This is a genomic window from Deminuibacter soli (assembly GCF_003412455.1).
Taxonomy (GTDB): domain Bacteria; phylum Bacteroidota; class Bacteroidia; order Chitinophagales; family Chitinophagaceae; genus Deminuibacter; species Deminuibacter soli.
Window position 1 is genome coordinate 51,745 of sequence record NZ_QTJU01000005.1, and the last position, 22,583, is coordinate 74,327.

A 22,583-nucleotide genomic window follows, 5' to 3' on the forward strand; every position below is an offset into this window, starting at 1 on the left:
CCTGTGCAGGCTTTTGGCTGTTAGCAGATAGCTGTTAGCCTGAAAATACAAAGGGCGCCGTTACCGGCGCCCCATTCTATCGTTATGCAAAACAATCATCAGTTTTTGGCTTTTACCTCGTATGGACCGAACACTGCTTTCACGGTTTTGCCCGGTTTGCTGTCGTCGAGGATGATTATATAGTATTGGTGGCCGCCCGGCAGTACGCGCACCAGGATATGGCCCTGTGTGCTGCGGTATGACTGCTGCACCAGCGGACCAATAACCAGCTCGTTGGCTTCCATCATATTGGTGGCAAACAGGTCGCGTTTGGCCGTGTACAGGTATGGGGAAATAACGCGTATCAGGGTTTCATGACCGGGGTGGTCGGCTGTCCATACCTGCTCTATCCATACTGCCGGTTGTAACGTTTTTACCATATTGGCATTCACCGCGTCGCGGTTGCCGTGGTGATCCATGGTAGCCACATCTACCGCACCTACTGCCTGTGCAATGGGAGTTTCTACATCGCGCCAGGCCGCATCTCCCAGGAAAACATTGCCCGGGCAATCGCCGCCGGTATAATACACAAATGGTCCGTAATGAATCAGCAGTACATTGCTCAATGCATTTTCATCGGGCCATGTTTTGGCATTTGCCGAATCAACCGGTGGGAAATGCTGCGCAACACTGCTGTCTTTACCAGTCCAGATAAGTCCGTTCGATTTTACATTCTGCACGCCAAAATCGGGATAGCTGCGGTGCAACAGGTGCACCTGCGTGGCAGAGCCTGCTTTAAAGTACTGCAGTTGCATGCCATTGGCTGATTGCTCCTGTATAAACGCCTGGTAATTGCTCCAGGTAGTTTTGTAATGGGTATCCTGCGGCAGGCGGCCCAGGATAGTGCTCATGCTTACCGGGTAATGTTCATCCCGCTGCAACAGGTAATGAAACGGCAACAGCGTGCCTACACCGGTAATGCCTGTGAGCACGTATTTTTTACTGCTGCTCATGGGCGCACCAGGATAATAGCTGCCGAAATGATCGTCATGAAAATGGGTGATCAGCGCATAGTCGATACCCTTATTGTATTGCTGCGGCGCTACCTGCTGAATGTAACCGGCAATCCATTCATACGGATGTTTGGAATTATCCGGCCGCATGGGCGTATTGCGTTTGGAGGTGGTGCGCGGGTTGGTGGGGTCGAGCTCACCGGCATCTGCCAGCATGGTAGTGCCATCCGGGAAAACAAAATAAGCAGCATTGCCGCGACCGGTGTTGATGTGGTGGAGGTCGAGGTAACCTTCTTTCCATTCCGGCAAAGGTTTACCTGCTTCGGCTACCTGCGCCTGTGCTGTGATACAGCTTAGCAAGAGCAGGGAAAGAATTGTTTTGTTCATATAGCGTGTTTTTGTGAGTAGTGAGTGGTCAGTGGTGAGTGATCTTAGCGAGTTTTAATACTCACTACTCACTACTGACCACTCACAAAAAAAATGCGGAATGACTTCATTCCGCATTTTTTTATTAAACCATGATTCGTTTAGAAAGAATAACGGAGGCCGAACTGAACAGAGAACAGTTTGTCGTATGATTTCACTTTCGCACCGGCATTGGTGTTTACGTTGTAAATATACGATTTGGTGGCCTGGTCAAAGCCCTGCTGTGTGTACAGGTTGGTGTTGGTAATTAATTTGTAACCACCCCAATCATGATTCAGCAGGTTCAGCACGTTGAAAATATCGGCGCGGAGTGTGAGTTTGTTGGTTTTGTAAATTTTGAAATCTTTCGCGATACTCATGTTCCACTGTGTGCGCCATGGCTGGATACCGTCGTTGTAGGCAGCGAATTTGCCCATGTTCCTTTCCAGGAATTTGCGGTACTCAGGACTTGTTTTCTGCAGCAGGGTGTTCATGCCTGTGCGGATATTGTCTGGTGTTTTAGGATCGTTCGGGTTAAACACATACGCCAGGTCAACACCATCGTTGTTGGCACCGATCACGTCTTTATCAACATAAGAAGAGAAACGTGCAGCCTGGTAAGCCTGGAAAGAAGAGCTTACGCTGAAGCCATAGAAAGTAGGGCTCAGGAACAGGGCTACCAGTTTGTTGCGCTGATCGCCGTCGCTGTACCAGTTTCTGCCGTATGAACCGTAATTCCAGTAAGAAGAACCTACGCTGAAGTTGGCGTTACGCGGGTCACCGTTATCATAAGGAGGAGTGCCGGTAGCCTTGCCTCTTGCATATGACACGCTAAATGAACCGTCTTTTGCAATCTGTGCACTTGCCTCAATTACTGCACCCCAGAATTTGGAAGCCCAGCTGGTATTGGTGAAATAACGCACCTGTGCAAACTCTGATGCAATTCTTGAATTGGCCAGCTGCGGACGGCTGTTGGTGCCGGTAGCAGCCAGTGTGCTGGCAGGTACATATACTTCGCGGCCTTCGTTGGTAACAAAGTCAGGTGTACGTTTCATGTTCAGATCGTACAGGTAGTAGTTATCCCATGTATTGTCGAAATACAGGTTACCACCCATGCGGAACCAGGTATTGAAGTAGTGGTAGTAACTGATGCTGGTTTTAAATGTCAGCGGGTTTTTCAGGTGCTTGTCAAGTACCAGCACGGTAGTAGGCTGTGCAGACAGTGTTTTGAGGTAGGTAGAACCCGGCACCTTGCTGAAATCGCTCTGGTAAGCTTTCCAGTCAGGAATAGGTACATTGGTTCTTACATCTACATATTTAAAGTTGGTACCGTTGTCGATATGTGCAAAAGTGATGGGCTGTGTGGTAAACTCAGATGCAAACAAACCGGCACCTACTTTCACGATATCGCGGCCGTTGCCATGAATATCCCAGATAAGGTTGGCGCGTGGCTGAATGTTTTTCGCATCAAACGGAACCACGTCTGTTTTAACACCCAGTTTCTGCTCCAGCAGCGGGTTGGGTGCTGGTTTATTGCCGATGATGGTTCCATCCCAACGTAAACCTACGGTAAGGTTCAGGTTAGGACGCAGGTTGGTTTCCATTTGTGCAAACAGGCCAACCTCGATCAACGGAACGCTGATTTTGGGGTTTTCATCTGTTGGTGAAATCTTCCTTACAAAACGGTAAGGATTGTTGTTCTCCATATCAGCAATGCTGGCATAGTAAAACTGGCCCTGCTGATCGTGTGTTAAACGGTCGGTGATATGGTTGATATTGTTGTCTGTACCAAATACAAAGTTGAGTTTGCCTGTTTTGTAGCGCAGGTTATCAACGATCTGGATTACATCAGATGCATCACGTTCAGGCACCCAGTTCTGGTTACCGAAACCAACGGTTGTTTTGCCGGTGCTGCCGTCTGCAAAAGTAGAAGCCACATCCACAAATCCTTCAGGTACGCGGTTGTGCGTGTAGTGCAGGAATTTGCGGAAGGTGCTGAAGTTTACTTTCAGGTCGTTGTTTAATGTACTGTTGAACTCAGAACGCAGGCCGAGCATAATGGCATTCTGTATTTCCACACCGGTATACTGGGTAGACAATACGCCACCACCTTTCAGTTTGTTGGGGTCAACAAAGTGCAGGTAGTTATACTTTAAGGTTAACAGGTTTTTCTTGTTGAGGTTCCAGTCAAAACGGGCAAACGCATTTTTGGTTTCCTGTTTAATGTTGATGGCACCATATTCCTGCTGCACAGGGAAGCCAAACTGGTTCTGCATAACAGACACCACTTTATCAAGATTGGCTTTGGTAATGTTCAGTGTTTTTTCGCCCTGTGCCTGTGAGCCGTAGAAGTTAAAATCGTAGGCGCGGAAAGGAACGGTATTGCTGTACTGATCGTACGATACCAGGAAGTGCAGTTTGTCTTTGATAATTGCACCGCTGAGGTTAGCGCCGATCTGGAATGATTCGTATTTGGTGGTTACTTTATTGCCGTTTACATCTTTTTTAGCAGCGAGCGAGTTAGAACCATAGTACGTCCATGCAGCGCCCTGCAGCGTGTTGGTACCGCTTTTGGTAATGGCTTTCACCACACCACCCGAACCGCGGCCATTGGTAACATCGTATGAGTTGGTAGATACTTCAAACTCACGGATGCTTTCGGAAGAGATAGAGAAAGCAGCATCAGACAAACCGCCGAACGTAGCTCGCCTGTTGCTGACACCATCCAGCATATAACCGGTACCACCTGCCTTTGCACCTGCCAGTGAACCACCGTTTGCCAGTGGCGACAGGATCATGAGATCGGTATAGTTACGGGTAGCCAAAGGTATTTTAGAGATGGCTCTTGCGGTAACGGCAGTACCTGTACCCAACCTGCTTACACTGTTGTTAAAGCTGGAAGAGTGCACTTTTACTTCTGTTAACTCATTGGCGCCTTTCACGAGCACAATTTTGTGCAGCACCAGGCGGTCGCCCAGGTTAAGTGCATTATCTTTTAATAAGGTAGTTTGAAAACCCATCGAAGAAATCTCGATGTCGTAAGTACCTACCGGTAACTCGGAGAAGGTGAAATAACCCTGCTTGTTAGAAGAGGTAGACGCAACAAAACCTGTTGCCACATTTTTAAGATGAATAGCTGCACCCTGCAAAGGCTGGGTTTCGCTTTCATAAATAAAACCACTGAGACCGGAACCGCTCGACTGTGCCAATACAGCCGACTGCGCCAGTACCAGTAACAATAATCCAAGTAAGGCAATTTTCACCCGTGAACGGATTTTCATAATTAAGTGTTGGTTTGAAAATCAAAGCTATAGCTGTATTGACAGCCGTAAACGGGCGCGAAAGTAAGTTAATGGATTGTTAAACGAAAATTAATATAAAGTTCACAATACCCTATTTGACAAACGGTTAGCAATATTTAAATTGGGTGCGAGACAGTTTCCTGCAACTATAAGCATTTAGCCCACGATGGCTCACCGCTTTACCGCTCTATATTTTTATTCAGGCCAGTTTTTATCCCCGGATGTTTCCGGAGCTTCACGCCCATTTAACTTTAAACATCCAACTTTACACCTTCCACTATATTCACCCCCACCTGGGCCTGGTAACCGGCCGTAAAACTCCGCACGACTGACGGCGGCGTAAGCACCTGCAATGGCGCAGCTACTGGCAGGGCAATGGCTGTTTTGTAGCCAGCAGGCGACCAGGGAAAAAGCTGCCGGTTGTACAGCAGGCATGGTTTGCCCTCCCACACCACAAATACCCCGTTGGGTAGTGCAGCTGCGGGCGCTTCATGGGTTAACTTCTCTCCTTTCCTGTTGATCCGTTCCCGGTGCAGTACTGCGTCAATTTCGTTTATTGATACGCTTGCATCAAAGCCATGCTCCGGGTTGGCCTGCAGCCAGCAGGTTTTGAAATGTTCCGCTGCCTCGCGCCTGCATTCAAAACAAGGCCGGTGCCCTGCCGCGAAAGCCGTGGCCTCATCCAGGAAGAACAACTCCGTATACCGGTGCGGGGCCATTACCTGCCGTTTCCGGTCTTTAAACTCAAGCTGACAGATCAGCCAGGCCTTCAGCTTAAACTGCCGCTCTACCTGCTGCTGCTCATTATGCAGTATGCCGCGGTTCCCCATCCACGCGCCACGCGCTTTGGTTTGAATAAGATTGCCCCAGGGATCAACACGATTCTGTAACATCCGGTTGTTTTACCTGTAAGGTAGCAGAATAATGGATTGATTGTTTTATGGTTTTATGGTGCTTATCTTTATTCTCCTGCCATGACACACGACCTGCTTCTCAAAAATATTGCCCGCCACATTCAGCTCACTGCAGCAGAAACACAGCACTTCACCTCGCTGCTAAGCTATAAAGAGCTGCCCAAAAAGACGCTGCTGCTGCAGGAAGGACAGCCCTGCAAACAATTAAGCTATGTACACGCCGGCGCTTTGCGGGCTTATCATACAGACAAGGAAGGCAAAGAATCGACCATCATGTTTGCCGTTGCAGACTGGTGGGTGACAGATATGTATTGTTTCTTGAACGCCAAACCCGCCATGATGTATATTGAAACACTGGAAAGCAGCAGCATCTTCCAGTTAAGCAAAGAAAGGCTCGACCAGCTGTATACAGACATTCCCAAGTTCGAACGCTTTTTCCGGATACTGATGCAGAACGCGTATACCCGTGAACAGTTAAGGGTGATTGAGAACCTCTCCCTGTCTGCCAAAGAAAGATATGAAAGCTTCCTGCTGAAATACCCGCATATAGCGCAGATTGTAACACAGAAACAAATCGCCTCTTACCTCGGCATTACACCTGAATTTTTGAGTGCCGTAAGAAAAGCCCGGTAAACTGTATTTCTTAATGTACCTTAAGTGCAGTTGAATAAATAGCGCCGTTCTTTGTGTAACAAAACGCTATCGCATGTTAATACTTATTGCAGGGCCGTACAGAAGCGGCACCAACGACGATCCGCAACTGATGCAGCAGAACCTGCACTACCTTGAATCCGTTGCCCTACCCCTGTTCAGGAAAGGCCATGTGCCCATGATCGGTGAATGGGTGGCGCTGCCCCTGATCCAGCTCGCCGGTTCTACCAAACCCGGAGACGCCGCCTGGGAAGAAGTGCAATACCCTGTTGCCCATCGCCTGCTGCAGAAATGTGATGCCGTACTTAGACTTGAAGGAGCATCCAAAGGTGCAGATGAAGATGTACGTGTAGCAAAGGAAAGAGGGCTGAAAGTGTATTACCGGCTGGAGGATGTGCCGGATGGGGAATGAACAAGACGTGCCGGATAATTCAATCAGGGATAAAATGCACACACCAGAGTAAGAGCCAGAGCAATAAACTGCTCTACCTTTAACTAAATGGCGAAGCAGCATTTCTTTATAGATAAGATCACCAACAGTATTGAGCAATCGGGCACCGGCAAAAGCTTTGAAACAGAAGTTACACCCTTAAAGAATGAGGAGCTGAAACTTGTTTTAAAGAAAAATGGCTGGCGATTTAATTGGAAAACAGAATACAAATATTACGGCCGGAGTTTATATAAGCTGAACATAATAGGACAAACTGATATTCAAGGCCTGATTAGCCTGCAACTATTGGAAAATTATGTGGAAATGCATCTGATTGAAACAGCACCGCATAACTATGGCCATGCAAAATTGTATCTCGGGGTTCCTGCAAACCTGGTCGCTTTTGCCTGCAAAACCAGTTATGATTGTGGCTTTGAAGGGTTTGTAGCTTTTACGGCTAAAACAAGACTGATCCAGCATTATATGGACACATTGGGAGCAGAATTGATATTCAGAGACCGGATGAGCATTTCAGGAAATTCCGCAAAAAAACTGGTATCTTCGTACTACAAAAATCACTTTAAATGACAGGTAAAAAACAATATTACCAATTGGATAATATCGGTTTTATTGGAACCCAGCAGAAAAAAAGTGAAGCCGATATAAAAAAGGATATTGAATTGACCGTGCAGTTTATCAAAAAAAGAAAAGCAGAACAACGCACACCACCCGCTACAATTACAAGGGCAACTAAAAGCAAATAGTTGCGCTTTTACGAAATGAATATAACACCCGCATAATGCGGGTATTTTTTTGTCCGGGCACGTATTATTGTGATAAGCGGAAAATCACCCTTATTTGAACTGCATAACTTTGCTCCATGCGCAAAACAGAAACAGCAGGGGAATTTCTTGAACGGCAGGGCAAACACTATTCAGATGCAGGGCAGTTTAATGTATATAAAATAAACCGCCTGAGCCAGGGCGCAGCCGCTCCACCGCTCAGGCGTGACTTTTATAAAATTTCACTGGTACTGAACACCAGGGGTATTATTACCTATGCAGACAAATCCATTCACATCAACAACAACGCCCTGGTATTCAGCAATCCCCTGATGCCCTATTTTTGGCAAAGCCTGGGCAAGCGGCAAACCGGTTATTTCTGCATGTTCACCGAAGCGTTTGTGACCCACCAGCTTAAAACAAACATTCTTTCGCAATCCCCGTTGTTTAAAATCAACAGCAGCACGGTGGTGTTTCCTTCGCAGCAATCCACCGATTTCCTGGCAGGTATATTTGAGCAGATGCGGAAAGAAATACAATCTGCCTACCCCAATAAATACGACCTGTTGCGCAGTTACGTGCACCTGTTAATGCACGAAGCGCTGAAGATAACGCCTGCCGAACCACAGTACCAGCCCGGCTCTTCTGCCCACCGCATTGCCGGTATGTTCCTGGAACTGCTGGAGCGGCAGTTCCCGGTTACCTCGCCACAGCATGCATTGCAACTAAAAAACGCAGGTGAATACGCGGAGGCTTTAGCCATACACACCAATCACCTCAACAAAATACTGAAGGAGGTAACCGGCAAAACAACTTCTGTTATACTTGCAGAACGCTTACTGAAAGAAGCCAAGGCCCTGCTGCTGCACAGCGACTGGGATATTGCCTCCATCGGCTATTGTCTTGGCTTTGAGCACCCGGCCAACTTCAATATCTTCTTTAAAAAGCAGACCGGCGAAACGCCTAATCATTTCAGGAAACAGGCAGTAATTGCCAGATCATAAATTTGGGATTGAATGGCATAATTTTTAACGGCCGCGTGCCGGCTACCTTTGTTGTGTAAATACACGCACAATGGAAAGTGGTAGTGATAACAGGTGCCAGCAGCGGCATGGGCGAAGCTACCGCACGCAAACTGGTGCAGCAGGGTGCCGCCCAATCCGAACTGGGGCACGATATTACCAGTCCTAAAGTAAAAGCCCTGTACGGCAACTTAACCAACATGCCCAAAATGGATGAAGAAGCTATTGCCTATGCGGTGATTTACGGCATTAGTCAGCCAGGTAATATTAATGTGAATGAGATAGTGCTGAGGCCGCCGGGGCAGACGAGGTGAGAGTGACATCACCTCACACGCCAAACTTCCGCCTGTATTCCAGCGGTGACAAGCCTGTGCATCGCTTAAACACATCCCTGAATGCATTAATATCGTTATAGCCCACTTCGTACACAATTTCATTGATGGTCTTGCGGCCTTGTTCCAGCTGCTTTTTAACGGCTTCTACCTTTACGCGTTGAATGTATTCCACAATTGAATTACCGGTAAGCTTCTTAAACCGCCGCTCAAAGGTTCTTCTGCCCATACCGGCTTTTGCGCATATTGCTTCAACAGTCAGTTTCTGTTCGTAGTGCTGCTCAATATACTGTTGCGCTTCCAGTACATTTTTATCTGCATGATGCTTTTGCCCCAGGAAAATTACAAAAGGATGCTGGCTGCTCCTGTCCATATCTATCTCAAACATTTTGGAAGCCAGCACTGCCATTTCCCTGTTCAGGTGTTTCTCGATAATATATAGCAACAGGTTCAGGTACGAGTAAGCGCCACCGCAGGTGTAAATGCCATCTGCATCTGTAATCAGGCGGTCATCTATCACACGCACATCAGGAAACATTGCGCTGAATTCATTCCTGGCTGCCCAGTGTACGGCACATTCTTTATGATGCAGCAGGCCGGTAGCTGCAAGGAAAAAAGAACCTACGCACAGGCTCACAATCTCAGTGCCGTTTTTATACATGGCGCGCACCCAATCAATAAACTGTGCATTGCGTTTAACGGATTCAGGGAAATGTCCACAGGTAATCGGTATCACAATTACATCTGTATGTGCAATCCCGTGTATGCCTGCGGTTGTATGAATTGTGTACAGGCCATTGTTTAAGGAAGTGGTTTTCTGCAGGCCTGCAATTGTTACCTCGTAAAAAGACGCCTTGCCCTGGTAACGCAAAAAATCGTTTACCCTGGTGAGTATCTGGAAACAACTGTCAACGCAGTTAATGGCAGCATCGTGTAAAGCCAGTATGGTAACATGCTTCATGTACTAAAGATATCTGAAAAACCTGACGCATTCAACAGGTAAGATTGTCGTATTCCCCATGAGACAACCCGCTTTTCCGTCACTATTTTTGCAGCATACACTAATCAAACAGGTACAAATGAAAGCACTTGAAATCATCATTATCCCGGTGGCCGACCAGCAGAAGGCGAAAGACTTTTACCTGCAGCTCGGCTTTGAAGTAATTGTGGAAGCACCTGCAGACCATGGCCAAACCTGGCTGCAGCTGGGGCTTCCCGGTCAGCCCACTTCTATTGCCCTCATGAAGTTCCATGGCATTATTATAGAAACGGAAAACATGGAAAAAGATATAGCCCATTTCACTGCCAAAGGCATTACCGTGGGCAATATAGATACGCAGCCATGGGGACGTTTTGCCTGGCTGAAAGACCCGGATGGCAATGGTTTGTGCCTGCACCAGCAATAAGCACGCAATTCCGTACCGGAAGCCACAGGCCACTATAACAAATGGCCTTGCAGCAGTATCTATTCCTGCTGCAAGGCCATCCGCCTTTTTATGTCAGTAGTTTATTTGGCAGCACCCTGTGCGGCTGCTTCAATTACTTTGGCCACTGCTTCGGGCTGTGATATATATACCACATGGCTGGCTTTTACTTCGGTTACTTTTGCACCAATGTGCTGGTACATGGTTCTTTCCAGTACAGGATTAATGGCTTTGTCTTCTGTAGCAACAATTGCATAGGAAGGTTTGGTTTTCCATGCAGCCTGGGCAATAGGTGCAGTAAAGCAGGCGCCCACGATCGGCTGCTGCGAATCGAACATAAAGGCTGCTTTGGCCAGGTTAACATCGCCTGCAAAACACTCGTTAAACAGCGCTTTGTCGAAATAAACGATACCGTTTGCATCAGCAGGCAGGATGCCGTTTTTAGGCAATGCCGGACCAGATTGATATACATCCAGTGTTGACTGACCAACTTCAGGTGCAAAGGCAGCCACATATACCAGGCTTGCTACCTTAGGCGATACACCGGCCTGTGTAATCACCGATCCGCCCCATGAATGGCCTACCAGCACAGCAGGTCCGTCCTGCTTGTCCAGCGCTCTTGTGGCAGCCTGTACATCATCATTCAGTGAGGTTAAAGGGTTTTGAACCAGGGTAACATGGTATCCGTGTTTTGTCAGTATTTTATATACACCTTCCCAGCCCGATGCATCAGCAAAAGCACCATGCACAATAACAATATTTTTGATTTTGGAACTGCCCTGTGCCATGCTTTTTAAAGAACCGAAAGAGCACAATGAAGCAAGGGCTGCAAATAACAATGATTTACCAAATCTGATCTGCGTTTTCATGTTTGTTTATTTTGTAAGATGATGATCCGTTGTCTTCGAAAGCAAAATTATACACCACCTGAACATAACCGCAGAACAAGGCTGTGAACAGGGCATTTTTACACCTGAACCAGGCATTCACTGTCGCGAACAGAACTGCATTTAACGATACGGCTAACGGCCATACGTAAATTATTTACCACACACAGCAGGTTGCTATCACTTTGCAAGCAGCCCAAAAACAACTTTAAACCTTAAACTTCCAACATTAAACACCCATCCACCGAAGTTTTGCCTAAAAACGCCCCGTAAGCGAACAATTCTTTATCTTGAATGCCAGAATATTATTCATCAAACCAAGATTGCACCATGCAGAAGATCCCCTCCTACCTGTTAGGATTACTATGTGCCGCGTCTGTTGCCGCCTGCGGCTCGGGCACTGATTCAAAAAACACCGCAGACAGCACCGCCGCCAAAGATTCCACCACAACCGCCACCGGCGTTAACTACAGGATTGGCGTGCAGATGTGGACTTTCCGTGTGTTCCCCTTTGCCGACGCGCTGGACAAAGTGGACAGCGCAGGTATTAAAAACATTGAAGCTTTCTGGGGCCAGGATTTGGGCGCCGGTATGAAAGGCAAATTCGGCGGCGACATGACCGACGAAGAAAAAACCAAAGTAAAAGACCTGCTGGCTAAAAAAGGCATCAGCATCGTTGCCATGGGCGTAATTGTGCCGAAAGACAAAGCCGAATGGATTAAGGCATTCGAGCTGGCCAAATACTTCGGCCTCAGTTATATTACCTCAGAACCCATCAAAAGTCAATGGGGCATGGTCGACAGCCTGGCCGGCGCATACGGTATAAAAGTAGCCATCCACGACCATCCCAAACCCAATGTATACTGGCACCCCGATTCAGTGCTGGCCGCCATACAGGGCCATCCGAACATTGGCGCCTGCGCCGATATTGGTCACTGGGCCCGCAATGGCCTGAACCCGGTAGACTGCCTGAAAAAACTGGAAGGCCACATCTACGGTGCACACCTGAAAGACATCGTGAAATTTGACGACCCCAAAGCAGCCGACACTGTAGTAACAAAAGGTGTTATCGACCTGCCTCCCGTATTCGCCGAACTCAAACGCCAGAACTTCACCGGCATGATGTCTATCGAACACGAATCAAACTGGTACCACAACCTGCCCGACGTTATTTTCACCAAACAATACTTCGACGAACAAACCAGCAAGCTGAAATAGCGGATAGCTGTTAGCTGATAGCAATTAGCCAGCCAAAACAAAAACGGCGCATCACTTCCAAGAAGTAATGCGCCGTTTTATTCACTATTGCCAATTTAGTTTAGTTCACAGTTCTTTGTGACCTTTGCGGGTTTTCCCTTTGTGTTTCTTTGCGGTAAAAATATCTATCACGCTTAACTAAACAACATTGATTGTCCATGCACAGCAGTCCTCCCTAAAAAAGCGCGCCAAAGCTTCCAAAGAAGTAATGCACCGTTTTATTCACTATTGACCACTCACTATTCACCACTCACTACTCACTATTCACCACTCCCTATCACGCCATTATCGTCTTAATCACCTCCTCCAGCAACCCCTGCGCCAGCTCCATCTTGTTGCTATCGTGATTGCGCCAGCCTTCCGGTTTTTTCACAAACGTATACAGGGTATTGTACATCATAATCTGCACCTGGTCTTTCGTTGACGAAGGTTCCAGCTTAAAGAAATACTGGCGGTTCTCATACCAGGAAAAAAGTTCTTGTGTCATAGCATCCGGAATTAAGGGCGTGCAATATACACCATTACAGCTTACCCGTTAATGTTGTTAACAAGCCCTGTAATAAAGTTCTCGTCTACTTCTTCTTCGCTGTGGTCATGAAAATACTTGTTCACCTTGTCCTTGTCTGCATCCATTGCAGCCTTGATAGCCCTGGCCTTCAGCGGCAGCGGTGTAACAGCGCCGGTTGTTTTATTCAACAGGTAAAAACTGCTTTCCTCCTTATACTCATTTTCCTTTTTACCGCTTTGCATAATGCCGTCATCGTGGTAGTTCGAGGCAATAAACTTGGTTGCAAACAGCTTGTACAGTGAGTACTTGTGTTCGCTTTTTGCCAGCGCCAGGAAAAAGTGTGATGCATCAATCTGCTTTACATGCTCAAATACAAAGTTGCGGTTCATGTATTGCAGTATAAACGAACTGATGCCATCGGGCACTACCGCCATAATATTGATTTTATCCTGCGAGGCAATCAGGTTGCCCGATACTTTGTCGAAATTAAACGCAAAGCCGGTGGTATTAATGTAGGCGCCCTGGTTGTTAATCACACTATCGCCCTGTACCCAGGTATTAAACAGGAAACGCGTACCAATGGTGTTTTCTGCATTATTAAACTCCAGCAGCGGACCACCTTCTTTTGCTTTACGCGCGTCCACTTCATTGGCGATGCTTTTAGAGAGATACTGCCCCAGGTTGCCGGCAGCAGTAATCTGCGGACTGCCCGTAAGCTGCGCATGTACACAGGCAAACAACAGCAGGCAACAGGCGAATAACAATGTTCTTTTCATGGCTTCCGTAATTGATAGATGCAATCGTTTAAAAGCACACTTTACAATCGCAAAAAATGCGATTTATGCTGTGCAATTCGTGTCACACGAACACGTAAATAAATATACCCATCTTTCTGTTGGTGTGCTTCGGTTTTGGACATAAAAATATTTATATTTAGTTCAACGCTCTGCTGCCAATGAATAAAAGAATAGGATTGTTATTATTGCCCGCCTTCCTGTGCACTGCCGCCTGGCTGCCCGGCGATCCCCTGCCGGCCATTACCCGTGTAATAGATAAATTCAGGAAAACATACCCGCAGGAAAAAGTGTACCTGCATACAGATAAGCCCTATTACATGGCAGGCGATACTTTGTATTTTAAAGGCTATGTGGTAAACGCCGAAAAAAACCTTCCGTCTGCCATCAGCAATGTTTTGTATGCTGATTTGATTGATGAACACCAGCACATCAGCCATACCCTGCGCAGCCCTGTTACCGATGGTATGGCCACAGGCAGCATGGCATTGCCCGATTCACTGCCGCCCGGCAACTACCGGCTGCGCGCCTACACTGCCTGGATGCGCAATTTTTCGTCAGACTGGTTTTTTGACAAGACAATCCCTATCGGCAGCAGCAGCAATACCCAAAAGGCAACAGACAAAACTTCCCGTCCGGCCGTTACACAGTTTTTCCCTGAAGGCGGGCAAATGCTGGAAGGCCTGCCGGCACGCATGGCATTTAAAGCCGTGGGCAGCAATGGCCGCTCCATTGCCATAAAAGGCCAGGTTACCGATGAAACAGGAACAGCTGTAGTACCCTTCAGCAGCGGGTTTGGCGGAATGGGCAGTTTTGTATTTACCCCGCAGCCCGGGCATGTGTATACAGCAGGCATTACCTATGCCAATGGCGCTACCGCACAGGTAAGCCTGCCACAGGCCCTGAAAACAGGTTATATGCTGGCAGCAGACAACAGGGACAGTGCCCAGGTAAAGCTGCACATTGCAACAGCCGGTGTAACTGCGGGCCAGGCAACCCTATTGGGACTTTGCAACAACAAACCCTTTTTTAGCACAACCATTTCCCTTTTGAACGGCGAGGCTTCCGTAAACATATCCAGGAACAAATTCCCGACAGGTATTGCACAGTTTACGTTGTTTACAGCAGAAGGCATACCGGTGGCGGAACGGCTGGTGTTTGTAAACCATCACGACACATTGCATGTAGCCGCCGCTACCGATAAAAAAGTATATCGCCCGCGTGAACCTGTAACACTTACACTCACCGTAACCGATATACATGCCAGCCCGGTAAGCGGCAATTTTTCCCTTGCTGTAACAGATGCCGGTATGGTAAAGCCGTTACAGCCGGAAGATGCATCTATTGTTTCTTCGTTGCTGCTTACGGCTGATATCCGCGGTTATATAGAACAGCCCGGCTATTATTTTACCGGTGACGATACCACCCGTGCCAACGACCTCGACAACCTGCTGTTAACCCAGGGCTGGCGCCGCTTTAGCTGGACAGCCCTACAGGCCAACCAGTTTCCCCCCATTGCATTCCCTGCTGAAAAAGGACTTGCCCTGCGCGGCAAAATAATATCCGCCACAGGTAAGCCCCTGCCTGGCGCACGCATTACCCTGTTACCGCAACAGGGCGATGGATACATGATGGATACCGTGACCGGAACAGCCGGTGAGTTCGTGTTTGACGATGTGCAGTTTACCGATCAGTCCTCCTACGTACTGCAAACCCCGCTGGCCACCAACAGCAGGGCCACCATACAACTCAATGAATGGCTTGCCCCTGCCGTATTGCCCGCTGCATGGCACAATAACAGCCACGAACAGGCTCTGCAACACTACATCACACTAAACCAGCCGGTGCTGGCTGCACACCGCAAACAACAGCAGGATGCCGGCCGCGAACTGGAAGAAGTGGTGGTGCGCAGCAAACGCCAGAGCCGCGTGCAGGAGGCCGTAGCCCCTTCGCTGAACCTGAATGGGCCAGGCCAGGCAGACCAGGTTCTCACCTATGAAGATCTGAAGAACTGTCACAACCTCGCCAGCTGTCTTGAAGGGCGTATTACCGGGGTCAGATTCAAATTTATTGAAGACAAAAGCATACGCCCCTCGCGCGTAGTAGCCCTGCAGCCTTTTATGGCATCAGGCTTTAACGAACAACCGATGACTGTACTGCTGGATGGCGTGGAAATGACTGCTGCAACCGGCCTGGATATGCGCAGCTTCAATGCCGCAGATGTACAAAGCATAGAAGTATTGCGCAGCGGCAGGTACCTGGCTGCATACGGCACAAAAGGCGGAAACGGCCTGTTAATCATCACCACTAAAAAAGGCGGTATTGATTACGACAAAGTGAACGACCAGTCTGCGCAAACAAACAAGCTGCCCGAAGGAGTGTTGTTTGTAAAAGCCATGGGCTATTCTGCAGTACGCGAATTTTATATACCTGATTATGCCGTTGACGGCGGAAAAGACATACGCAGTACCATTTACTGGAAACCGGTGATACGCACCGGCGAAAACGGCACGGCAACCATACAGTTTCGCAATGCAGATAACACCGGCGTACACCAAATAATAATAGAAGGATTAAGTGACAATGGTAAACCCGCAAAACAGGTAGTCACCTATGAAGTACAATAAATTCATCCGTTACCTGCTGCTGCCATGCCTGTTGCTGTTATCCGCCTGTGCCCTGTGCCAGGAAAGGATTACCGGCAAAGTGGTATCAGAAACTGAAACACCGCTGCAGCAGGTAAGCGTATTTATCTCCAACACCACTACCGGCACCCGTACCGACGCAGCCGGCAATTTTGTGCTGGATAAACTGCCTGCCGGGGATGTAACACTAATACTCTCCTATGCCGGTTATGAAGCACTGGAGTATACCATACCTGAAACCCTGCGCGGCAAAACATACCTGTTTAAACTGCAGCCGCAGTTAAATGAGCTGGAAGGCGTGGTAGTAGGCAGGTATGATAAAGATGGCTGGAAAAAATGGGGAAGGCTGTTTACAGAAGCATTCATCGGCGGCTCTGCCTATGCTGCTCAATGCACCATCACCAATACCGATGTTTTGCATTTCACATACAACAGCAAAACCAAACTGCTGCGTGCCTATGCCAGCGCACCTTTGCAGGCAGATAACAAAGCGCTGGGCTATCACATTACTGTAACACTGGCTGATTTCTGGTACAATACAGCCGATCAGTCGTTGGATTACCAGGCCTACAATTTATTCACCGAGCTTAATGGCACCGAAGCCGAACAACTGCAGTGGAAACAACAGCGCGAAGGGGTATACCAGTATTCGCTGCTGCGTTTTATGCGCACCTTGTACCAGCACAATTTTAAAAACGAAGGATACCAGGTGCGTGTGCGCGAACAAAAGCCCAATGCAGAAAAAACACGCGTGCAGTTATTATACCGGCAGGCTTTTGAACAGGTGAAAGATGCGGCAGGCCCGGGGGCCATTAACCAGGTAGCCATGCACCGGCAGGCCGAAAAACTGTTCCCGCGCGATTCACTGCAATACTACCGCAGCGTGCTGGCACAGGACGACCGATCTGAAAACCTGCACATGGAGCTGGTGAATTTCAAAGACATTGCTCAAGATACAGACAGCAGCACCGTACTATTGCATTTCACAGACTACCTGCAGGTAACCTGCAGCAAAATAAAAGAACCCCTTGCATACACGCATTTTAAAAACAGGCAATACCATCTCTCTTCAGATGAACTCAACAGCCTGCGTACCTATCCTGTTACAGAATTACAGCTTACGCACAACATGCCCCTTGAAATAAAGGAAAACGGCTACTTCAACAATGTAGACCTCCTGCTCACCGGCTTCTGGGGCTGGTGGGAGCGCCTGGCTACACGCCTGCCCTATGATTATGAACCTTGACGCCGCTACTGCAACAATCCATCACTCTCACTTCAATTAAAATGTTGCCTGAATGCCAGCGGTGAGAAATTGGTCTTCGTTTTAAACAGCTTGCTGAATGATTGCAGATGCTCAAACCCCAGCTCATAGGCAATTTCACTTACGGAAAGATGCGTGGTGGTAAGTTTTTCCTTTGCCAGTTCAATCAGTTTATCGTGCAGGTGTTGCTGCGTGCTTTGCCCTGTAAGTGATTTTAGCAGGCCGCTGAGGTAGCCCGGGGAAATATGCAGTGTTTCGGCAAGCCAGGTCACACTGGGCAGCCCCTGTTTTGCCAAAGCACCGCTGTTAAAGTAGGTGGCAATAAGATCTTCCATCCTGCTTAGAATCTCATGACTGGCGGCTTTCCGTGTTACAAACTGCCGCTGGTAAAAACGTTCCGCATAACTCAGCAGCAGTTCCAGTTGCGCAACAACCACGTTCTGTGTAAACCGGTCTATGTTAAACTGATACTCCTGTTCTACCTGCCGCGCAATGCCTGTAAGCATAGCCTCTTCTTTGTCAGACAGGTATAATGCTTCATAAACAGAATAATCAAAAAACTCGTACCGCTTAATGGTTTTGGCAAGCGGCGTATTCCACAACAGGTCAGGGTGAAACAGGATCATCCAGCCGTGGGGATGATGTTTTACTCCTTTGTCCAGTTCAATGCCAAATACCTGCCCCGGTGCGGTAAAGAACAATACACCTTCATCAAAATCGCTGGTCTGCTGACCATATTTAAAGCGGCCTTCCGGCATCCGTTTCATCGAGATACAATAGAAATCAAAGATGATGCTGAACGAGCCTTCTGTGGCGAGCGGCGTTACGTCTTCCACATTCACCACACTCACCAGTGGATGCGCCGGTGCAGGCAGTTGGGCCATCCGGTGGTATTCGGTAATGGTTTTAAACCGGTACGAAAGTTTGCTGCTGCTCATACTACAAGTTACAATTTTGTGGCAATGATGTTCACCTGCTTATTTGATTGCATGGGTGTAAACGCCCTGTTCCAGGTCTGCAATCAATGTCTGGTGCACAGGCGTCCAGTTCAAACGTTCCCTGGTAATTGCACCCGATGCAGGGCAATCAATCCCGGCAAAGCCTGCAAACCAGCTGAAATGCGCGGCCGCTTCTTCGGGTGCTATTGACACTACCGGAACACCCAGTTGTTTGCCTATTAATGCTGCGATGGTTTTAAAAGTGATGGCTTCTTCTGCCACCGCATGAAAGCGGATGCCTGCATCAGGATTCTCCAGCGCAAGCCTGTACAAACGCGCTGCATCCAGCCGGTGTACAGCGTTCCAGCGGTTGGCGCCCTCACCTATATAGGCAGAAACACCCTTTTCACGCGCAAGCTTAACAAGTATGGGAACAAACCCATGCAGGTCACCTTCCCCGTGCACAGAGGGTGACAAACGCATCGCAGAAGCCTTTACGCCAAGCGCAGCCACAGCATCCGCCATTTGCTCAGACGCACGTGGCCATGCGGGGTTAAATGGCGGCATCATATCTTCTGTAGCCAGTTGGCCGGGACTTACCAGCGCAGAACCCGAGGTAACAATAAGCGGCCGGCCCGAACCCGCCAATACCGAACCCATGGTTTCAATAGCAAGCTTGTCTATTTCGCACACTTCCTTAAACCTGGTAAAATCGTGCACAAAGCCGGTATGTATTACACCATCTGCTACCGCGGCCCCGCTTCGCAGGCTATCAAGGTTTTCAAGATCACCCATGTGTACTGCCGCACCTGCTTTATGCAATGCATCCGCAGCTGCCTCCGAACGCGCAAGCCCCAATACCTCGTGACCTGCATTGATTAATTCCGGAACAATAGCCGAGCCTACAAACCCGGTAGCTCCTGTAAGAAATACGCGCATAACTATCCTTTTTGTTGTTACAAAGATCGCAAGCACCCAGTCCGCAGATTTAGCCATATCTGCTTTTGATTTAGCCAAAACCCCTCCGGAGCGCCATTGAACAATTGAACAATCAAACTATTGAACAATCCAGCCCGTTACCTGAGCCTGATCTCATTGATAGAAGCGCCCTGCGGAATCATGGGAAACACATTGTTCTCTTTGGCCACCATTGTGCTCAGGTATGCCTGATTTTAACGTATATGGGCAATATTTCTTGTATTCCGGGAAACCGTAAAAACGCTCCTTTTTCATTAGCTAAATTTGAATGGTAAAGTCACTTAATCTTATCATTAAAAAACATGAAACATGCAAGCCATTAAGCCGGGCCCTAAACCCAAAAAAGACGACGGAAAAGATGACAAAAGACGAAGGGTTACTCCTGAAGTTAAACCAAAGCACCCTGATTTAAAACCACATAAACACAAGCCCAAAGATTAACCCAATTAATGCATCATCCACAAAAGCAAACATGCTTAAACGCAAAAAAGCTCCACATTTCTGTGAAGCTTTTGCGGACCGGACGGGGTTACAATCGAACCCTTACTTTTTTGGCATTTTTAGATACACTCAAAATACCCTTAAGTTATTGAATTATAGTCAAATAATGGAAATTGAATATTTGAGTGATTTGCTGAGATTTGAATGATAGATAAATTCAAGGGCCATTCTTTTCATTCACAAGCCAAAGTTTGCTATAGGTAGCAAAAAATGATTGTAGCTTTATTTGCAAAATTATTTTGCTACTTAATTATGACGTCACGCAATCCAAATTTGAAAACTGAACTGTTAGGGGTCCGATATGTTGAGGGCGTTGTACAGAATAACCATTCAATCTTTCACTCTTTTTTAAGAGAAAATGATCAAGGGAACGATTGTTACATTGAATTTGTAAAAGGTGGAATTGCCCTGAATTATGGCGTTTTTGCACAGCTAAAAAGCGGAATCAGCTATAAAGACAATAAAGGCTATAAAATTCCAACTGATAAAGCACATCTAAACTATTGGAGCCAGGCATTATATCAGACCGTGGGTATCGTTTATGATCCGGAAATCAATAAAGCTTTTTGGGTAGACATTTCTGCCTATTTGAAGGTTAATCCGCAGGTATTGGAACAAGAATATCATTCAATACGTGTTGAAGCCACAAATGAATTCTCAGAAGAATTGTTTTCTTCCTTTATAGAATATTGCTTCGATTATCGAGAGGCATATATGAATTATGAAAATTATGGTCGTAGTTTAGAATGGTTTGCTGACATTGAACATCCTGATATTTGTTATGAGGGATTAAAATCACTTTATTCTAATCATAGAAATCGCCCATCCGCATGGTTTTATATTATTTCCAGTTTCTCAAAGATTAAGGAAGAGGGTATTAGAAGAAATATATTGGGTTTACTTAGTAACTACACGAATAATCCTCATGTATTTTGGCATTCAGGAAATATTCAGAATTATCCCTCTGAAAAAATGAAATATTATATTTCTCAGCAAATGACCGAACATTTTCGGGCGAAAGAGATTGAGTTGACACTACCATATTTACAAGAAGGGATTAATAGAGGAAGCTTTAGTTTCATTGTTTTATTAGTAATTGATTTGGTAAAAGATGCACATCTTTTATTAAAAGAAATCTCATTTAATGAAGAGCTTAAAGTAGATAAGCGTAACTTTTGCTTTTGGTTGTATATGCAACTTGCGAAGTTTCATTCTGTCGAAGAAACATTAGAAACCGCTCATCAATTCTTGACAAAATTTCCATGCGGTTACGAAGATGAAGCACTATTGGGTGTTCGAGAAAGTATTCAGAATGGAGAATTATGGCCCATTGGATAACTGTGCATCATTCTACCGGCCAATTTCATAAGTTCTTCCGGTACTGGTTGCCGTTCTCATGACAACCACATTTTACTCAATAAAGTTATGTAAAGATGTACCCTTTAATTCCTGTCTGGTACTACCACTTCCGTAATGATAAGAACCATGATAGGAAATCGGCACACTGCTAACTGGTACATTAATTTCAATATAACGTTTACCCGATTTTGATGCAGATTTATATCTACAACCAATCCTAAGTGATTGACAACTTAATTAGGAATATCATCCATCAGTTTTTTATAATTTTCTATGCCTGTGATGTCTCCCTTGTCATCTATTCCAATAAATATTTTGCCTCCTTGCGAACTCATCAATAAATTGGTCCGTCGTAGGTTAAATTCCAACTAAAAGGTAGCAAAAACGGAAATTTGTAGCTCAGCAGAACAAATATTTACGGCAGATACTTTAAAGCATTTTGATATGCGGCTGCCGATGTTGAATCCGGTGTATTTAAGTATTACCGGTCAATATTGAAAAAGCCGCCCCAAATACTTTTGAGACGGCTTCTTTATTTAAAAAAGCTACCTATCGATCAAACTCGGTAGCAGTATATATCCGCTCAAGCAATTCGCTCAATTTATTTCCTTGCCTGATGAGATAGTCTCCATTTTTAAAAGAAGACATCAGCCCGAAACTATGATATGATTTATCGATTTTATGAAATGCATATCCCATACCTGACCCGTCTGTACCGATCAAGAAATAATCAGGAATTTGCTCCATTAGTATTAACATAGAAACATTAAGTTCAAGCAAATCTTCCACTTTATGAAGTCTTAAATAACCTTCTCCAACAAAACCTTCTCCCCCATTATTAGCTTTCATTAACTCTTTATAGTCATTTGGAAATTGAGCACCAATGTTCGATTCCACCTCCAAAATTTGGTCCTCAGTGCCCCCTGGAGAATTAAAATCAAATTCATTCACAAAATCCAACAGCTGCTGTTCCATGTCATTTTTTTATGTTCAATCGATCTTTGTAAGTTGTTCCACCAAGGTGTTACTTCCGCTTCATGAAATCTGGAAGGAATTAAAAGCTTGGTCGTTGATCACTAGCCCTTCTTATGATTTTACACGTTCTGCAACTATGTACTCGTCGTAGTCGAAAAGGACCACCAAGAACGATCGGAGGCAAGACATTGTAATTTTTTTGCCCATCGCCATCCCCCCGTCT

At 46.6% G+C, this 22,583-nt stretch carries 22 protein-coding genes; 12 read left to right on the forward strand and 10 right to left on the reverse strand.

Annotated features, from left to right (window positions below; all coding sequences use genetic code 11):
- Positions 1-98: 98 nt before the first annotated feature.
- From DXN05_RS14595 to DXN05_RS14605, 3 genes are all read right to left on the reverse strand, one after another.
- The gene (locus DXN05_RS14595) at positions 99-1,379 is read right to left on the reverse strand and encodes a ComEC/Rec2 family competence protein (RefSeq protein WP_116848018.1); all 1,281 of its coding nucleotides are present in this window, start codon (positions 1,377-1,379) and stop codon (positions 99-101) included.
- A 140-nt stretch (positions 1,380-1,519) separates the two neighbouring features.
- Complete coding sequence (locus DXN05_RS14600) at positions 1,520-4,678, reverse strand: TonB-dependent receptor (RefSeq protein ID WP_116848019.1); 3,159 nt, start codon at positions 4,676-4,678, stop codon at positions 1,520-1,522.
- Positions 4,679-4,950: 272 nt separating this feature from the next.
- Complete coding sequence (locus DXN05_RS14605; protein ID WP_116848020.1) at positions 4,951-5,592, reverse strand: hypothetical protein; 642 nt, start codon at positions 5,590-5,592, stop codon at positions 4,951-4,953.
- 81 nt (positions 5,593-5,673) lie between these two features.
- Here DXN05_RS14605 and DXN05_RS14610 point away from each other — a divergent pair, with 81 nt between their 5' ends.
- The 6 genes from DXN05_RS14610 to DXN05_RS25300 all read left to right on the forward strand — a co-directional run bounded on the left by DXN05_RS14610 (position 5,674) and on the right by DXN05_RS25300 (position 8,812).
- On the forward strand, positions 5,674-6,246 hold the full coding sequence (locus tag DXN05_RS14610; RefSeq protein ID WP_116848266.1) for a Crp/Fnr family transcriptional regulator: 573 nt from the start codon (positions 5,674-5,676) through the stop codon (positions 6,244-6,246).
- Positions 6,247-6,319: 73 nt separating this feature from the next.
- Positions 6,320-6,676, forward strand: a complete 357-nt coding sequence (locus DXN05_RS14615; protein WP_116848021.1) for a DUF4406 domain-containing protein — start codon at positions 6,320-6,322, stop codon at positions 6,674-6,676.
- A gap of 87 nt (positions 6,677-6,763) precedes the next feature.
- Positions 6,764-7,282, forward strand: a complete 519-nt coding sequence (locus DXN05_RS14620; RefSeq protein ID WP_116848022.1) for a hypothetical protein — start codon at positions 6,764-6,766, stop codon at positions 7,280-7,282.
- The gene (locus tag DXN05_RS14625) at positions 7,279-7,458 is read left to right on the forward strand and encodes a hypothetical protein (protein ID WP_116848023.1); all 180 of its coding nucleotides are present in this window, start codon (positions 7,279-7,281) and stop codon (positions 7,456-7,458) included. Before DXN05_RS14620 ends, DXN05_RS14625 begins: the two co-directional genes overlap by 4 nt.
- A gap of 116 nt (positions 7,459-7,574) precedes the next feature.
- Positions 7,575-8,480, forward strand: coding sequence for a helix-turn-helix domain-containing protein (locus DXN05_RS14630; protein WP_116848024.1), 906 nt, complete (start codon positions 7,575-7,577; stop codon positions 8,478-8,480).
- A gap of 77 nt (positions 8,481-8,557) precedes the next feature.
- The gene (locus DXN05_RS25300; protein WP_158559262.1) at positions 8,558-8,812 is read left to right on the forward strand and encodes a hypothetical protein; all 255 of its coding nucleotides are present in this window, start codon (positions 8,558-8,560) and stop codon (positions 8,810-8,812) included.
- A gap of 13 nt (positions 8,813-8,825) precedes the next feature.
- Here DXN05_RS25300 and DXN05_RS14640 read toward each other — a convergent pair whose 3' ends face one another.
- Positions 8,826-9,791 (reverse strand): GlxA family transcriptional regulator, encoded by a 966-nt coding sequence (locus tag DXN05_RS14640; RefSeq protein ID WP_116848026.1) that lies wholly within the window; start codon positions 9,789-9,791, stop codon positions 8,826-8,828.
- 118 nt (positions 9,792-9,909) lie between these two features.
- Here DXN05_RS14640 and DXN05_RS14645 point away from each other — a divergent pair, with 118 nt between their 5' ends.
- A complete protein-coding gene (locus tag DXN05_RS14645; RefSeq protein ID WP_116848027.1) occupies positions 9,910-10,236 on the forward strand; it encodes a VOC family protein in 327 nt (108 codons plus the stop codon).
- A 101-nt stretch (positions 10,237-10,337) separates the two neighbouring features.
- On the opposite strand, the gene DXN05_RS14650 is transcribed toward DXN05_RS14645, so the two are convergent.
- Positions 10,338-11,123, reverse strand: coding sequence for an alpha/beta hydrolase (locus DXN05_RS14650; protein ID WP_116848028.1), 786 nt, complete (start codon positions 11,121-11,123; stop codon positions 10,338-10,340).
- Between the two features lie 348 nt (positions 11,124-11,471).
- On the opposite strand from DXN05_RS14650, the gene DXN05_RS14655 reads away from it, so the two are divergent.
- Positions 11,472-12,359 carry a sugar phosphate isomerase/epimerase family protein gene (locus DXN05_RS14655; protein WP_158559263.1) on the forward strand — a complete coding sequence of 296 codons (888 nt, stop codon included), beginning with the start codon at positions 11,472-11,474 and terminating at the stop codon, positions 12,357-12,359.
- A gap of 316 nt (positions 12,360-12,675) precedes the next feature.
- On the opposite strand, the gene DXN05_RS14660 is transcribed toward DXN05_RS14655, so the two are convergent.
- Both DXN05_RS14660 and DXN05_RS14665 read right to left on the reverse strand, forming a co-directional pair.
- Positions 12,676-12,885 (reverse strand): hypothetical protein, encoded by a 210-nt coding sequence (locus DXN05_RS14660; RefSeq protein WP_116848030.1) that lies wholly within the window; start codon positions 12,883-12,885, stop codon positions 12,676-12,678.
- 41 nt (positions 12,886-12,926) lie between these two features.
- A complete protein-coding gene (locus tag DXN05_RS14665) occupies positions 12,927-13,682 on the reverse strand; it encodes a hypothetical protein (RefSeq protein WP_116848031.1) in 756 nt (251 codons plus the stop codon).
- A 179-nt stretch (positions 13,683-13,861) separates the two neighbouring features.
- Here DXN05_RS14665 and DXN05_RS14670 point away from each other — a divergent pair, with 179 nt between their 5' ends.
- Positions 13,862-16,327 carry a TonB-dependent receptor gene (locus DXN05_RS14670; RefSeq protein WP_116848032.1) on the forward strand — a complete coding sequence of 822 codons (2,466 nt, stop codon included), beginning with the start codon at positions 13,862-13,864 and terminating at the stop codon, positions 16,325-16,327.
- Positions 16,314-17,591: a carboxypeptidase-like regulatory domain-containing protein gene (locus DXN05_RS14675; protein ID WP_116848033.1), complete on the forward strand. Its 1,278-nt coding sequence runs from the start codon at positions 16,314-16,316 to the stop codon at positions 17,589-17,591. Before DXN05_RS14670 ends, DXN05_RS14675 begins: the two co-directional genes overlap by 14 nt.
- Before the next feature lie 32 nt (positions 17,592-17,623).
- Here DXN05_RS14675 and DXN05_RS14680 read toward each other — a convergent pair whose 3' ends face one another.
- Positions 17,624-18,547: a helix-turn-helix domain-containing protein gene (locus DXN05_RS14680; protein ID WP_116848034.1), complete on the reverse strand. Its 924-nt coding sequence runs from the start codon at positions 18,545-18,547 to the stop codon at positions 17,624-17,626.
- 39 nt (positions 18,548-18,586) lie between these two features.
- Entirely contained in the window at positions 18,587-19,486 is a 900-nt protein-coding gene (locus tag DXN05_RS14685) for an SDR family oxidoreductase (protein WP_116848267.1), read from the reverse strand.
- A gap of 348 nt (positions 19,487-19,834) precedes the next feature.
- Here DXN05_RS14685 and DXN05_RS25150 point away from each other — a divergent pair, with 348 nt between their 5' ends.
- Together DXN05_RS25150 and DXN05_RS14690 are read left to right on the forward strand one after the other, a co-directional pair.
- Positions 19,835-19,966 carry a hypothetical protein gene (locus DXN05_RS25150; protein WP_262511505.1) on the forward strand — a complete coding sequence of 44 codons (132 nt, stop codon included), beginning with the start codon at positions 19,835-19,837 and terminating at the stop codon, positions 19,964-19,966.
- A gap of 270 nt (positions 19,967-20,236) precedes the next feature.
- Positions 20,237-21,364 (forward strand): DUF4365 domain-containing protein, encoded by a 1,128-nt coding sequence (locus tag DXN05_RS14690; protein WP_116848035.1) that lies wholly within the window; start codon positions 20,237-20,239, stop codon positions 21,362-21,364.
- A gap of 570 nt (positions 21,365-21,934) precedes the next feature.
- Here DXN05_RS14690 and DXN05_RS14695 read toward each other — a convergent pair.
- On the reverse strand, positions 21,935-22,360 hold the full coding sequence (locus tag DXN05_RS14695; RefSeq protein ID WP_116848036.1) for an SMI1/KNR4 family protein: 426 nt from the start codon (positions 22,358-22,360) through the stop codon (positions 21,935-21,937).
- Between the last annotated feature and the right edge of the window lie 223 nt (positions 22,361-22,583).

Bases quoted from the DNA above. Each gene is read 5' to 3' on its own strand.
- DXN05_RS14595 (WP_116848018.1), bottom strand. From the start codon at position 1,379: ATGAACAAAACAATTCTTTCCCTGCTCTTGCTAAGCTGTATCACAGCA.
- DXN05_RS14600 (WP_116848019.1), bottom strand. From the start codon at position 4,678: ATGAAAATCCGTTCACGGGTGAAAATTGCCTTACTTGGATTATTGTTA.
- DXN05_RS14605 (WP_116848020.1), bottom strand. From the start codon at position 5,592: ATGTTACAGAATCGTGTTGATCCCTGGGGCAATCTTATTCAAACCAAA.
- DXN05_RS14610 (WP_116848266.1), top strand. From the start codon at position 5,674: ATGACACACGACCTGCTTCTCAAAAATATTGCCCGCCACATTCAGCTC.
- DXN05_RS14615 (WP_116848021.1), top strand. From the start codon at position 6,320: ATGTTAATACTTATTGCAGGGCCGTACAGAAGCGGCACCAACGACGAT.
- DXN05_RS14620 (WP_116848022.1), top strand. From the start codon at position 6,764: ATGGCGAAGCAGCATTTCTTTATAGATAAGATCACCAACAGTATTGAG.
- DXN05_RS14625 (WP_116848023.1), top strand. From the start codon at position 7,279: ATGACAGGTAAAAAACAATATTACCAATTGGATAATATCGGTTTTATT.
- DXN05_RS14630 (WP_116848024.1), top strand. From the start codon at position 7,575: ATGCGCAAAACAGAAACAGCAGGGGAATTTCTTGAACGGCAGGGCAAA.
- DXN05_RS14640 (WP_116848026.1), bottom strand. From the start codon at position 9,791: ATGAAGCATGTTACCATACTGGCTTTACACGATGCTGCCATTAACTGC.
- DXN05_RS14645 (WP_116848027.1), top strand. From the start codon at position 9,910: ATGAAAGCACTTGAAATCATCATTATCCCGGTGGCCGACCAGCAGAAG.
- DXN05_RS14650 (WP_116848028.1), bottom strand. From the start codon at position 11,123: ATGAAAACGCAGATCAGATTTGGTAAATCATTGTTATTTGCAGCCCTT.
- DXN05_RS14655 (WP_158559263.1), top strand. From the start codon at position 11,472: ATGCAGAAGATCCCCTCCTACCTGTTAGGATTACTATGTGCCGCGTCT.
- DXN05_RS14660 (WP_116848030.1), bottom strand. From the start codon at position 12,885: ATGACACAAGAACTTTTTTCCTGGTATGAGAACCGCCAGTATTTCTTT.
- DXN05_RS14665 (WP_116848031.1), bottom strand. From the start codon at position 13,682: ATGAAAAGAACATTGTTATTCGCCTGTTGCCTGCTGTTGTTTGCCTGT.
- DXN05_RS14670 (WP_116848032.1), top strand. From the start codon at position 13,862: ATGAATAAAAGAATAGGATTGTTATTATTGCCCGCCTTCCTGTGCACT.
- DXN05_RS14675 (WP_116848033.1), top strand. From the start codon at position 16,314: ATGAAGTACAATAAATTCATCCGTTACCTGCTGCTGCCATGCCTGTTG.
- DXN05_RS14680 (WP_116848034.1), bottom strand. From the start codon at position 18,547: ATGAGCAGCAGCAAACTTTCGTACCGGTTTAAAACCATTACCGAATAC.
- DXN05_RS14685 (WP_116848267.1), bottom strand. From the start codon at position 19,486: ATGCGCGTATTTCTTACAGGAGCTACCGGGTTTGTAGGCTCGGCTATT.
- DXN05_RS25150 (WP_262511505.1), top strand. From the start codon at position 19,835: ATGCAAGCCATTAAGCCGGGCCCTAAACCCAAAAAAGACGACGGAAAA.
- DXN05_RS14690 (WP_116848035.1), top strand. From the start codon at position 20,237: ATGATTGTAGCTTTATTTGCAAAATTATTTTGCTACTTAATTATGACG.
- DXN05_RS14695 (WP_116848036.1), bottom strand. From the start codon at position 22,360: ATGGAACAGCAGCTGTTGGATTTTGTGAATGAATTTGATTTTAATTCT.